10 protein-coding genes are annotated in these 12484 nt (G+C 71.8%); 3 read left to right on the forward strand and 7 right to left on the reverse strand.

The window, feature by feature from the left end; all coding sequences use genetic code 11:
* Window positions 1-141: 141 nt before the first annotated feature.
* The 4 genes from AB0K12_RS43715 to AB0K12_RS43730 all read right to left on the reverse strand — a co-directional run bounded on the left by AB0K12_RS43715 (window position 142) and on the right by AB0K12_RS43730 (window position 4858).
* Window positions 142-1323: a methyltransferase domain-containing protein gene (locus AB0K12_RS43715; RefSeq protein ID WP_364574405.1), complete on the reverse strand. Its 1182-nt coding sequence runs from the start codon at window positions 1321-1323 to the stop codon at window positions 142-144.
* Window positions 1320-2237, reverse strand: coding sequence for a radical SAM/SPASM domain-containing protein (locus AB0K12_RS43720; RefSeq protein ID WP_364574407.1), 918 nt, complete (start codon window positions 2235-2237; stop codon window positions 1320-1322). The genes AB0K12_RS43715 and AB0K12_RS43720 overlap by 4 nt, the downstream gene beginning before the upstream one ends.
* Window positions 2238-2309: 72 nt before the next feature.
* Window positions 2310-3698 carry an amino acid permease gene (locus tag AB0K12_RS43725; protein ID WP_364574409.1) on the reverse strand — a complete coding sequence of 463 codons (1389 nt, stop codon included), beginning with the start codon at window positions 3696-3698 and terminating at the stop codon, window positions 2310-2312.
* A gap of 26 nt (window positions 3699-3724) precedes the next feature.
* On the reverse strand, window positions 3725-4858 hold the full coding sequence (locus tag AB0K12_RS43730) for an aminotransferase class V-fold PLP-dependent enzyme (protein WP_364574411.1): 1134 nt from the start codon (window positions 4856-4858) through the stop codon (window positions 3725-3727).
* 76 nt (window positions 4859-4934) lie between these two features.
* Between AB0K12_RS43730 and AB0K12_RS43735 the strand changes: the two genes are divergently transcribed.
* On the forward strand, window positions 4935-5471 hold the full coding sequence (locus tag AB0K12_RS43735) for an XRE family transcriptional regulator (protein WP_364574413.1): 537 nt from the start codon (window positions 4935-4937) through the stop codon (window positions 5469-5471).
* Window positions 5472-5495: 24 nt separating this feature from the next.
* On the opposite strand, the gene AB0K12_RS43740 is transcribed toward AB0K12_RS43735, so the two are convergent.
* Window positions 5496-6107 (reverse strand): GPP34 family phosphoprotein, encoded by a 612-nt coding sequence (locus AB0K12_RS43740; RefSeq protein ID WP_364574415.1) that lies wholly within the window; start codon window positions 6105-6107, stop codon window positions 5496-5498.
* Window positions 6108-6254: 147 nt separating this feature from the next.
* Complete coding sequence (locus AB0K12_RS43745) at window positions 6255-6866, reverse strand: TetR family transcriptional regulator (RefSeq protein WP_364574417.1); 612 nt, start codon at window positions 6864-6866, stop codon at window positions 6255-6257.
* Between the two features lie 113 nt (window positions 6867-6979).
* Between AB0K12_RS43745 and AB0K12_RS43750 the strand changes: the two genes are divergently transcribed.
* Window positions 6980-7717 carry an SDR family NAD(P)-dependent oxidoreductase gene (locus AB0K12_RS43750; protein ID WP_364574419.1) on the forward strand — a complete coding sequence of 246 codons (738 nt, stop codon included), beginning with the start codon at window positions 6980-6982 and terminating at the stop codon, window positions 7715-7717.
* A gap of 110 nt (window positions 7718-7827) precedes the next feature.
* On the opposite strand, the gene AB0K12_RS43755 is transcribed toward AB0K12_RS43750, so the two are convergent.
* A complete protein-coding gene (locus AB0K12_RS43755; protein ID WP_364574421.1) occupies window positions 7828-11175 on the reverse strand; it encodes a S8 family serine peptidase in 3348 nt (1115 codons plus the stop codon).
* Between the two features lie 370 nt (window positions 11176-11545).
* Here AB0K12_RS43755 and AB0K12_RS43760 point away from each other — a divergent pair, with 370 nt between their 5' ends.
* Complete coding sequence (locus tag AB0K12_RS43760) at window positions 11546-12481, forward strand: hypothetical protein (protein ID WP_364574423.1); 936 nt, start codon at window positions 11546-11548, stop codon at window positions 12479-12481.
* Window positions 12482-12484 lie beyond the last annotated feature (3 nt).

The following is a 12484-nucleotide window of genomic DNA, read 5'->3' on the forward strand; positions in this document are numbered from 1 at the left end:
AAGGTGAGAGCTGACGCGGGAGCGCTCAAGCCGCGCCCGTGGCGGGCGGGGCGAGCCGCGTCGTCCTCAGAGGAAGTACACATGCATGCCCGGTACTCTACCCGATGCCCCTCGGGCGGACGGCGTTCAGGAGGAGGTCGGTCACCGGCCGATGGCCGCCGTCCAGGTGCCGCGCCGGAGCGTGATCTCCCCCTCGGGGCTGATCGTCGCGGTGGCGCCCCGGATCGGCAGCTCGCCGGCTCTCAGCCAGTGCTCGCGCACCTGGTCGAGCAGGTCGTACAGGCGGCGCGGACCGCCCTGGTGGACGGTCACCTCGCCGTCGCGCTCCTCGGCGCGGGCCCACGACCCGTCGCCGTGGGCCATGAGCGCGACCCGGCCGGCACCGGCCTCGTCGGTGGTGAACCGGTGCTCGATGCCGGGCGCGGCGAGGTCCAGCATGGTCGCGACGTCCCACCCGTTGACCACGTCCATCACCGGATACGGGCTGCCTTCGACCTGCTCGCCGTCCTCGAGGCGGGCACGTTCGAGCACCGACGAGTCCCGCGCCGGATAATCCACGCCGGCCCGGCTGCGCATGAACGCGGCCCGGTCGTGCTCGACCCGGCCGACGGCGCCGCCGTCCGGCTGCTTGTCGGCCGTGACGATCAGGCTCGTCCCGGCGATCGTGGTCACCAGCCTGCCGTCCGGCGTCAATGCGGCCAGCCACGACGGCGGGATCGGCCGGACGGCCACCGTGGCGACGATCCGGTCCCCCTCCCAGTCGATCGGACCGGTGGCGTCGGCGGTCAGCAGCCGAGGCCGCAGGCCGTGCTCGTGCAGCCGCTGTTCGGCGGCCGCCGTCAGGTAGGGGTCCACGTCGATCGCCGTGACGCGGGTGTCGCCGACCCGGTGACACAGCAGGGCTGTGCCGTAACCGGTGCCGGTGCCGACGTCCAGCACGGTCGGCGAGTCGTCGAGGCAAGCGTGCCGGAACATCTGCACGAGCAGCCCGGGCAGCGTGGACGACGACGTCGCCGACCCCTGCAGGACGGCGCCGGGGCCGGCGCGGTCGGCGTGCACGTCACCGACCCGGGTGACCAGCGTCCAATCGCGATAGGCGGCGCGATGCCACGCCCCGGGATCGTCGGCACCGACACGCAGCCGCCACCCCTCGGGCGTCCTGGCCCACCAGCGGGGCACGAACGGGTGACGCGGAATGCTCCCGACCGCACCCCGCCACCGCGACCCCGCCGGCGCCACCTCAGCGGCAAGCCGGCCCGCGAACTCCCTCCAGCCCATGAGGCAGTATCCCTCCTCCCTGAGCCGCCCGGTGTGCGTACTCACCGGTCACCGCTCACGGTCCTGGCGACGGGCGGCACGAGCGCGTTGCCTTCGCACTCGGTGCTCGCTGGCGGGCAGTCGTTGCCGTCCGACGCCGGCGGGCACTCCGAGATCGGCGCGCAGGGCGGCTTGTCGCCGCGGCGCGGCACCAGCGGCAGGAGAGCGTTCCAATATGGCCCGTGCAGGATCTCGCGGAGCGGGGTGTCGCGGACGTTCCCCGCCGGGGGCAGGAACCGAGCCATGACGCACATGGTGACGTCCCCGTAAGCCGAGACGGCGGCGCGGCCGTCGCCGCACTGACCGCACAGCTCGTTGACATGCGCGCTGAAGGGTTCACCTTCGATGGCGCGGCCGATGCCGCGCATCCGGTCGACGGGAGCGAGATTGCTCACGCCGAGCGCGGCCATCTCGGCGTGCGCCTCGTGAGCGCGCTGCCCTTCGAACGTCTCGACGATCGCGACCTTGAGCGGGACGCCGGACTCCAGTGCGACGCTGATCGCGGCCCGCGTCCGCCGATGGGAACCGGGACGGCCGGTGACCTGGTCGTGCAGCTCAGGGCGGTCGCTGTAGTACGACGTGGCCAGGGTGACGCCCGGCTCGCGGTACAGCGCCCACAGGGCCGGCGTGACGCAGTACAGGTTCGAGAACACCTGCAACTCCAGGCCGACGCTCAGGGCGCGGTGGGCCAGCGGCAGGAAATGCGGGTGCATGGACGGTTCGCCGCCGATGAGCTGGACGCGGCGGACGCCGGCGGCAGGGGCGCTGTCGAGCAGGTGCTCCCAGTCGCCGCGGGTCATGGTGCCGTGCGTACCTGCGGGGGACGAACTGTTGTAGCAGTGCCGGCACTTGAGCTGGCAGGCCGTGGTGACCTCGAGTTCGAGGAACCATACGGGGTCCAGGCCGGGAACGGGGCGCATCGTGGGCAACTCCTCACGTAGAGTAATCGTTTCCTCTCGCTATGGAGTCGCCGGCTGCTTGTGGAAATACCTTCATCCGGTCCGGGCCGCGTCCGATCGAGTGCGGCGGGACGTCACCGCGTACGCGATGCTGACGACGATGAAGAACGGGATGCCTGCCCACCATGCCGGTCGCAGGGGCTCGATGAACAGGGTGGAGATGATCACTGCGGCCAGGAACAGCATCACCGCGCCCGATGTGACCGGGGCGCCCCACAAGCGGACCGGGGAGGGTGGCAGGCCCTGGGCGGTGCGGGTGCGGCGGAAGGCGTGGTGGGTGGCGAGGATGAGGAGCCAGACCACCAGGGCGCCGAAGACCGAGACGCCGAACAGCGCCAGGTAGGCGCCGCTTTCGCTGGCCGCCGACACGCCTGCCGCGAGCGCCAGGCCGAGGGCCGACAGGGCGAGGGCGTTGCGGGGTACGCCGGCGGCGCTCAGGCGGCCGGTCCAGCGGGGGGCGTAGCCGTTGGCGGCCAGGGAGTGCATCATGCGGGTGGTCAGGTAGAGGTTCGTGTTGGCGCTGGACAGGGCGGCGGTCAGCACGACGAAGTTCATCACCGTCGCCGCCGCGGGGACGCCGGCGGCGCTGAAGACGGTGACGAACGGGCTCTCGGTGACCGAGCCGCCCTGGGCCGTCGTGGTCCACGGCACCACGGTGAGCACGATCGCGATGGCGACCACGTAGAACAGGGCGAGCCGGGTGATCATGCGGCGGGCGGCGCGGGGGATGTCGCGTACGGGGTTCTCCGACTCGGCGGCGGTCACCGAGACGACCTCCGTGCCGATGTAGCTGAACAGGACGAACACCATGGCGAGGAACAGGCCGCTCATCCCGTTGGGCAGGAAGCCGTCGTGGGCGGTGAGGTTCGTCAGGCCGGTGGCGCCGGCGCTGGGCAGGCCGACCGTCACCAGCACCAGGCCGAGCAGGATGAACACGATGATCGCGACCACCTTGATCATCGCGAACCAGTACTCGATCTCCCCGAACAGCCGGACGGCGGCCGCGTTCACCCCCAGCACGACCACGGAGAAGACCGCGACGGGCAGCCACAGCGGCAGCGACGGCCACCAGAACTGCACGTAGATCCCGGCCGCGATGACCTCGCCGCCGATCGCGATGACCTGGATCGTCCAGTACGTCCACCGGACCACGAACCCGGCCCACGGCCCCAGATAGCGATGCGCGATCACCCCGAACGCGCCCGCCTCAGGATGCACCACCACCATCTCGGCCAGCGACCAGCCGATCACCAGGGCGACCGCGGCGCAGATGACGTACGCGACGATCGTCGCCGGGCCCGCCTGCGAGATCGCCAGGCTGGAGCCGAGGAAGAGCCCGGTGCCGATGGCCCCGCCCAGCCCGATCATGGTGAGCTGGCGCCCGGTCAGCCGGCGTTGCAGGCCGGATGCGTTCTCGTCCACGGCGTACCTCTCGACGAAGGGGGTGGTCAGCTCCTGCGGCAGGAGCTGATGGCTGCGACGGCCGCGTCCACGTCGGAGCGGTCGTTGTAGTAGTGGAACGACAGCCGCAGCAGGTCGCCGCGGGGCGCCGTCCAGATGCGCCGCTCGGCCAGCGCGGCGGCCAGCCGGTCGGGGGCGTCGTCGGCGATGGCCACCTGCGGGCCGCGCGCACCGGCGGGCGAGGCCACCTTCACGCCCTCCGCCGTCAGCCGTTCGGCCAGCTCGTCCACCAGCTCGGACACGTGCCGCCGCACGTCGTGCAGGTCGATCCGCTCGATGAGGTCGAAGCCGGCGTTGGCCGCGTAGGCGGACGGGACGGGCGGCGTGCCGGTCTCGAAGCGGCGGGCGTCGCCGGGGAAGTCGAGCAGGCGGGGGTCGAACGCGAACGGTTGCGTACGGCCGAACCAGCCGGTCAGCTCGGGCGCGCGCTGCTGCTCCAGCCCGCCGCGCACGTACAGGAAGGCGATGCCGGGCAGGCCGAGCAGGTATTTGAGCGAGCCGGACACCAGGTAGTCGCAGCCGAGCCGGCGCACGTCGATCGGGGTGACGCCGGCGCCCTGGTAGGCGTCCACGAAGACCCGGGCGCCCTGCTCGTGCGCCAGCCGTACGACGTCCTCGACCGGCAGGCGGGCGCCGTTGCGGTAGGTGTGCAGCGGCACCGACACCAGGCCCACGCGCTCGTCGATCAGCTCCTCGTACGCCTCCGCCGCCACCTGCTCGCCGCTGTCGGCCGCCACTCTGACCTGGGCGCCGCGCTGCTGCTGGGCCAGCCAGACGTGCGCGATCGACGGGAACTCCAGGTCGGTCGTGACGATGCCGGGCCGCCGCGCCCAGTCGAGCGAGGAGGCGGCCTGAAAGGCGGCCTCCGACGCGCACGACAGCACGGCCACCTCGCCGGGCTTCGCGCCGATCAGCCGGGCGAACCGCTCTCTGGCCCGCTCGACCTGCCCCATCCAGGTCCCCCAGGGGGCGCCCTCCTCGCGCAGCGAGTGGCCGATCTCCTGCAGCGCGTACGCCAGCCGCGACGACAGCGCGCCCTGGCTGCAGCTCGCGAGGTGCACGGAGCCGTCCAGGGACGGGAACTCGGCGCGGAACTGGGCGGGGTTCAAGAGGTGCGACATTTCGGGCACCCTATCCGGGGAGTTTTAACCAGGTCAATACCGATTTAATGGGATTGAAGGCATATAGGATCGCCGGGTGATCGGTGCCAGGATCCGGCAGCTCCGTACGGAACGCGGGCTGACCCTCGCCCAGCTCGCCGCCGCCACCGGCGTGTCCAGCGGGCTCATCAGCCAGGTCGAGCGCGATCTCGCCGACCCCAGCCTGGAGACGCTCAGGAAGATCGCTAAGGCGCTGGACCTGCCGCTGTTCAGCCTGTTCCAGGAGCCGGACGGCGAGGCCGTGGCCGTGGTCAGGCGCGGCGGGCGGATGGTGGTGAAATCGCCCGCCGGCGGGATCTCCTACACGCGCGTCTCACCCGGTCACGGGCGGCTCGAGGTGCTGGAGGGCCACCTGCTGCCCGGCGGCTCGTCGGCCGCCGAGCCGTGGACGCACCCGTCGGAGGAGTGCGTGCTGGTGCTGCGCGGGCGGCTCGTGGTGGAGGTCGCCGGGGCCGAGCACCTGCTGGAGGCGGGGGACAGCTGCTACTTCGACTCGGCGCTGCCGCACCGCTACCTCAACCCGGGCGACGAACCCGCCGACTTCCTGATCGCCGCCACCCCGCCGAGCTACTGACCCGCGCCGTCACCCGAGCGGCCGTCACTCCCCGGCCATGGCGTAGAGCGCGGCGTCGGCGATGACGGACACCGCGCGCCTGACCGGCTCGGCGGCCCAGCCGCCCTCGCAGACCTCCTTGAAGCGCCGGTCGTCGTAGCCGGGGAAGAACGTGCGGGTGTACCGGTCGGCGTGCAGGATCGCGACGAGCGTCCCCGTACGGGCGTCGGGCTCCGCCCCGGCCAGCACCGCCGTCACCCGGGCCCTGATCTCGGCCCGCCCGCCGGGCCGCGCCTCCGGCCACCGCCTGACCGGGAAGAGACCGAGCGCCTTGCCGCGCGTCTCGGCCAGCACCCCGCCCGTCACCAGCCGGGCCAGCAGCCGCCGGCGTAGGCCGTGCCGTTCCAGCAGCTGGATGCACGAGACGGGCCGCCTGCTGCGGGTGCCCATCAGGGCGAGCGCCGCGTCCAGCTCGTCCTCGCCGAGCCTGGCGGGGTCGCGGACGGACAGCTTCCTGCCCGACAGCTCCATCCGGCCGCGCACGACCAGCTCGGCCAGCACGGCGGCGGCGATCGCGGGATCCAGCCAGGTCGTGGTGACGGCCGGGCGGCCTTCGTTGTCGTAGGCGAGTAGGAGCAGCTCTTCCGCGATGGTCACTCGACCTTCACCCTCTCGCGCGCGCCATGGTGCTCTCGGCGTGGTCCACCTCGGACGTGGTCGCGCGGCCAGCCGGGGAAGATCCGTCGATCAAGCCGGGTGCCTTCGAGCGTCCAGCGAAACGGCTATGTGGTCAAGAGGGTTCCCCTACAGAGTGAGGCGGCCGGGCGGGTGGGGCAGCGGACGGCCGGTGACGGCGGTCAGGCCGTCGAAGGCCAGCTCCAGGTAGCGCCGCCAGGCCTGCGGGTCGGCGTCGAGCAGCGGCGCCGCGGTGTGCTGGATGCCGCTCAGCAGGAGGGCGACGTCGATGCCGGTCACGTCGGGGCGCACGGCGCCCCGCTCCCTGGCGCGGGCGGTGAGCCGCTCGGCGACCTCGCAGAGCCGGTGGATCGCGTCGCGCACCTCCTGGCTCTGCAGCGAGGGACGGCCGATGACGTCGCAGAACGCGCGGTCCCTGACGAACGCCTCGACCCCGGCGGTCATGAACGCGCGCAGCGCCCGCACCGGGTCGTCGTCGGTGAGCAGCCCTGTGGCGGTGCCGATCAGCTCGTCGAGCAGGTCGAGCATGATCGCCGCCAGCAGGTCCTCCTTGGTGGGGAAGTGCCGGAAGACCGTGCCCTTGCCCACTCCGGCGCGCTGCGCGATCTCGCCGATGGACACCTCGACGCCGCGCTCGGCGAACGTCCTGGCCGCGACGTCGAGCAGCAGCTTCCTGTTGCGCACCGCGTCGCTGCGGGTCGAAGGGGGCTTCGCGCTCATGCCGGCCAGTCTACCGGCCAAGGTGACCGGGCGGTCCGTTTAGCTGCTACGGTGAAGCTGACCAGCCGGTCCGTTTCGTGAAAGCGGGCCGGTGAGCTGCGGAAAGGACGCACATGAACCACAATCTCGCGGGCAAGGTCGCCCTCGTCACCGGCGCGTCGTCGGGCATCGGCGCGGCCACCGCCCTGGCGCTGTCGGCCGGCGGAGCCCGCGTCGCGGCCGGAGCCAGGCGCGCGGACCGCCTCAAGGACCTGGCAGGCCAGGCGCGGGGGGAGCTGCTCCCGCTCGACCTGGACGTCACCGGCCGGGAGTCCGTACGCGCGGCCGTGGCCGCGACCGTCGACCACTTCGGCAGGCTCGACGTGCTGGTGAACAACGCCGGCGTCATGCTCAGCGGCCCCATCGAGGGCGCCGACACCTCAGAGTGGGTGCGCATGGTCGAGACCAACCTGCTCGGCTCCATGTACGCCGTGCACGCCGCCCTGCCCCACCTCCTGGCGAGCAAGGGCACGGTCGTGCAGGTCTCCTCGACCTCGGGCCGCATCGCCTCGGCCGGCGGCGGCGTCTACGCGGCCACCAAGTTCGGCGTCAACGCGTTCGCCGAGTCCCTGCGGCAGGAGGTCACCACCAGGGGCGTCCGCGTGGTCGTCGTCGAGCCCGGCTTCGTCGCCACCGAGCTGATCGGCCACATCACCGACCCGGCGCGGCGGGCCGTCGCGCGCGAGATGGGCGAGGCCATGCGCACCCTCCGGCCGGAGGACATCGCCGCGGCCGTCGTGTACGCGGTCGGGCAACCGCCGCACGTCGCGGTCAACGAGCTGCTCATCCGCCCCACCGACCAGACCGTCTAGAGCAGGCTGATCGCGCGGGCCCGGCGGCCATGGAGATCGCCGCGGGCCCGGCGGCCATGGAGATCGCCGCGGTTTCCGCGGGCGGCCGGAGCCGCCCGCGGCCCGTCATGTCACTGGACGTTGATCCGGTCCACCTCCACGGTGATGCCCCTGACCTGCGGGGTCGAGGTGGCCGTGGTGACGGTCCCGGCGCCCCTGCTGACGCCCTTGACCTTCATCGTGTACGTCAGCGTCCCGCCGGGGACGGCCGGGGTGCTGGTGACCACGAGGTCCTCGGCCGGCGGTCCGGCGATCTGGCTGCCGGCGGTGCCCTCCGCGTTCTCGGCCCCGACGGTCAGGCCGTACTCGGCGGGCGGCGCGCCGGGCAGGTTGGCCGGGTCGTAGGCGTAGCTGATGTCCTCGGTGCCGTTGATCCCGATCCACTGCTGGAACACCTTCAGCTCGTTCGTCCCGTAGAGGTTGACCCGCCACTCGACGACCAGCCAGCGGTTCGTCCCGTCGGTCAGGACCGTGGCGAGGATGCCGGGCGCGCCCGTGCCGTTCAGGTCGGTCCAGTAGGGGGCGAGCACGTTGTTCGGCCGCGCCGGGTCGGGCAGTGTCTGCGGGATGAAGGAGATGTCGGCCGAGGTGGCCCCGCCGGCCACGCTGTAGCCGTTGGACGTCACGCCGAGTACGGTGTGGGTGCTCCCGGCGAAGGTGAACGGCGCAGGTGAGGTGAAGTTCACCGCCTGCTCGTCACCGAGCGGGAACGGGGTGACGCCGAACAGGTCGAGCGGCAGATATCCGGCCGGCCCCGCGCCTGGCGCGATCACGGGTTTCGGCGGCTGGGTCGCGGCCAGCGTCTTCTTCGTGGTCGCGATGTGCGTGCCGACCTTGGTCGCCCCCGTGACGGAGGTGAGCCGCAGCCGGGAGTCGAGCGTGCTGAGCGCGGTCACCTCGGCGTCCTGGAAGGTGCCGTTGTGCACGGTGACCGTGCAGGTGGACTCGCCGGTGTTCCTGGCGATCGTGTCGGGCGTACAGGTCTGGTCGACCGGGATCGCGCCCTCCTGCCGGTAGAAGGCGACCGGCAGGTGCAGTTGCCGGGAGCCGCCGACCTGCTTGAGGTTCACCTGCCCGAAGTACTGCCCGTCGGGCAGGTCGGGCGCGGTGATGACGATGCTCAGCTTGGCCGTCTTGCCCGGCTTGACGGAGAACAGCGGCGGCAGCACGGTGACGGCGGCGCCGCTGACGGTCTTGCCCGACGCGGTGAAGGTGAGCGTCTTGCCGGTGACGTTCTTCACCGTGCGCTTGGCGGTGATGACGCCCGGCATGGTCGGGGCGTTCACCGACGGCAGGTTGAGGTCGATGCGGTTGAGCGGGTCGGCGGCCGACGCGACGAAGCCGTCCGCGCTCTCGTCCAGCGTCAGGCCGGGGTCGCCGGCCTTGGTCAGGTCGATGCGCCCGCCGCCCATGTCGAACGGGTCGGCCGGCGTCGTACGGTCCTGCTTGGTGACCGACGTCTTGGCCGTCGTCTCCAGCGCTGACTTCACCTGGCCAGGCGTCCAGTCGGGATGCAGCGCGAACAGCAGCGCCGCCGCCCCCGCCACGTGCGGCGACGACATCGAGGTGCCCGAGATGACCTGGAAGAGGTTGCCCGGCGGGCCTTCTAGCGGCGACTCGGGCGTGGGCGTCATGCCCGCCATGATGTGCAGGCCCGGCGCGGTGACGTCCGGCTTGAGGAAGTCGCCGCCGGGGCCGCGCGAGGAGAAGTGCGTGATCGCGTCGCCCTGCCACGTGCTCTTGGCGCCCTGCTCGAACGAGGCCGTGGCGCCGGGGTTGGCGGCGAGGAAGCTCAGCAGCGTGTCGGACTCCGGCTTGTCGAGGTGCGCCGACGGCAGCCAGTGGGCGTCGGTGAAGACGTCGAACGGGAAGCTGTTGTAGAGGATCATCCCGGCCGCGCCGCCCTGCCGTACGTTGAAGCTCTTCAGCACCCGGTTCGGGCCGCGTTCACAGGCGACGATCTTGCCGGTGAACAGCCCGGCGGGCGCGGGCACGTCGCACAGCGGCCGCGAGTACGGCGGCGCGGAGGCGAGCACCACGGGCAGTGGCGAGGAGACGCCCGCCGTGATGGACGCGCCCTTGATCGTCACCGGGGTGGGACCGCCGTGCAGCTTGATCGTGGTCTGGAACGTCCTGGTCTGCGTGGAGGCGGCCACCGTGGTCGTCCAGGGGCCGAGGTGGTCGGTGGTGTCCGCGCCGGGGCCCGCGTTGCCGGCCGACGCCGCGACCAGCACGCCCGCCGCGTACGCGTCGAGGAAGGCCAGCTCGACGGGGTCGCTGTACGGGTCGTCGCCGCCGGAGATCGAGAAGTTGATCACCCGGACGCCGTCCAGGATGGCCCGCGCCACCGCCGCCGCCGAGTCGGACGGGAAGCAGCCCTCCAGGCCGCACACCTTGTAGACCGACACGGCCGCGCCGGGCGCGATGCCCTGGATGGGGCCGCGGCTGATGCCGAGCGGGTTGGCGTCGGCGACAGGGCCGCCGGCCGAGGTGCTCGCGGTGTGCGTGCCGTGGCCGTTGGAGTCGCGGGCGCTGTCGGGATAGACCTCGCCGCCGAACACCGCGTTGTACGTCTCCAGGAACGGCTGCCCGCCGATCAGCTTGTTGGTGCAGGTGAACGGGTCGTTCGCCGGCGTCGTCGGGTTGTCGCCGAAGGTGCACGCCCGCGGCGTGCCGTCCTTGGTCGGCGGGGGAGCGGGCAGGCCGGGCCGATCCGCGAACGACGGGTGCTCGGGCCAGGCGCCGCTGTCGAGCACGCCCACGATCACGCCCTTGCCCGCCGTGCCGGTGCCGCCGCCCAGCTTGTTGTAGATCGTGGGGGCGCCGATGAAGGCGGGGCTGGAGTCGGTCAGCAGCTGCTCGGGCTTGTCCTCCTGGACGGCGACCGCGCCGGGCAGCTTGAGCACCTCGTCGGCCTTGTCGCCGGGGATGCGCAGCGCGATGCCGCCGTACACGGTCCGCAGTCGCTGGCCGACGACGGCTCCAGGGACCTTCGACCTCAGCTCGGCGAGGAAGGCGTTCTCGACCTCCGCGATGTGCTCGCCGTACTTCCTAGCGTCCGCGCTGCGCGTGTCGAGCGCGCGGCCGGTGACGGACGGGCTGGTGCCGGCGAGCCCCGGCAGGCCGCCCTGGTAGGCGGCGAGCGAGTCGTAGTCGAGCTTCACGACGACGTTGACCGGGGCGGGGGAGGTGGCGCGCAGCAGCGCGGGGTCGCTCTCGGCGAGCTTGCCCGTCGGTGACTTGGCGCCGTCCACCACCGTGGAAGGGGTGAGCGGGATGGCCGTCCACTTCTTGTCCGGCGGGTCGGGGGTGGCCGCGGCCGCGGCGCCCGAGAGCGGGGCGGCTGCCAGGACCAGGCTCAGACCGGCGGCGACGGTGATCAGCCGGCGTAAGCGGGATAAGAGCGCACTGGATGACACGGAAGGACCTCCTCGTCGAGGGCTGCGCGGGCTCGGCCGCACCGCCCGGGAGGCCGTCGGGTCACCCCGTCCGCGGGCGCGCGGGGGGAGAGCCATGACCCTCCCCGGCGGGTGACGAGCGGGAACGGCGCCGTAAAAGAGCGTGGTTCCGAACCGGAGTGTAAACAGCGGGGTTTGACCGGGGGACCCGCGTGACTTGACAGAATCCCGCCGGTAATCCGGCACACGTTGCGATCGACATCGCCCGTTTTCCCAGGTCGTGTCCGGATCCGGACACGAGCGGACTGTGACGACCACCACTGACGGCACGTTCGCTTGGCGCGGCGAAATCGCCCTTGAGCGGTGTGATCATCCCCTATGCTCCCAGGCCATGACTTCTCCGTCGTATACCGCTCACTCTGCGGATACTCATATTCCGGACTTAACGTCCGCTGCTCCCGAGCAGGAGGCCGAGGACAAGGTCGGCGTCCTCGACCTGCTGGAAAAGGTCGGCTCCGTCGTCGTCCCGCTCGGCGTCACCCTGTACGCGCTGCTCTACATGGGCTACCAGGGCATGTACGGCATCTTCGGCATCACCCCCGAGCAGGCCGGCATCGACCAGTCGGTGCTGCTCGGCCGGTTGCTCGGCACGATCCTGCCGCTGCTGATCCTCGGCGCGATCGTCACCGGCCTGCTCATCAGCGTCGCCTGGCTGCTGAACGTCGTCACCCGCGGCCTGGCCGGCCGCGCCGTGCAGGGCATGCGGAGGCAGCCGTGGATCGTCGCGGTGCTCGCCGCCGCCTGGGCCGGCGCGTCGTACCTGGGCTTCATGTACTTCATGACCGCGCTGGACGCCGCCGACCCCACCGCCTCCATCTCGGTCGAGGCCGGTGACGTGCTCATCGCGGGCGGGCTCGGCGTGCTGGCGTACGTGGTGCCGTTCCGGCTGCTGCGCCGCAAGCCGATCGGCAGGGCGGGGCTGAAGGTGCTGGTGGGCGCGCTCACCGGGATCGGGCTCGGCTACATCCTCATGATCCAGATGATCTACGGCGCGATCAACGTGCTGGAGAAGGGCGAGTCGACCGCGCTGCTGGACGCCGTCGGCTTCCAGACGCAGTGGGCCAAGCTCCAGGACAGCAGCGGCAAGCCCCTCTACGACAGCCGCTGGATGATGATCCTCGGCGAGCACGAGGGCGGCTACGCCGTCTACGACTGCGACAGGGCGCTGACCTTCCGCAAGTTCTCAGAGAGCACGATCCTCACCGAGGTGCAGATGTTCTCGCCCGACCGGGAGAAGGGCTTTACCTGCGGAAGTCTCGCGGAGTAGCCG

Source organism: Nonomuraea sp. NPDC049419 (genome assembly GCF_040676995.1).
Classification (GTDB): domain Bacteria; phylum Actinomycetota; class Actinomycetes; order Streptosporangiales; family Streptosporangiaceae; genus Nonomuraea; species Nonomuraea salmonea.

What these genes read in the sequence shown, in the direction of transcription:
- AB0K12_RS43720 (WP_364574407.1), bottom strand. Translation starts at nt 2,237, where the DNA reads ATGCGCCCCGTTCCCGGCCTGGACCCCGTATGGTTCCTCGAACTCGAG.
- AB0K12_RS43730 (WP_364574411.1), bottom strand. Translation starts at nt 4,858, where the DNA reads ATGTCGCACCTCTTGAACCCCGCCCAGTTCCGCGCCGAGTTCCCGTCC.
- AB0K12_RS43745 (WP_364574417.1), bottom strand. Translation starts at nt 6,866, where the DNA reads ATGAGCGCGAAGCCCCCTTCGACCCGCAGCGACGCGGTGCGCAACAGG.
- AB0K12_RS43750 (WP_364574419.1), top strand. Translation starts at nt 6,980, where the DNA reads ATGAACCACAATCTCGCGGGCAAGGTCGCCCTCGTCACCGGCGCGTCG.
- AB0K12_RS43760 (WP_364574423.1), top strand. Translation starts at nt 11,546, where the DNA reads ATGACTTCTCCGTCGTATACCGCTCACTCTGCGGATACTCATATTCCG.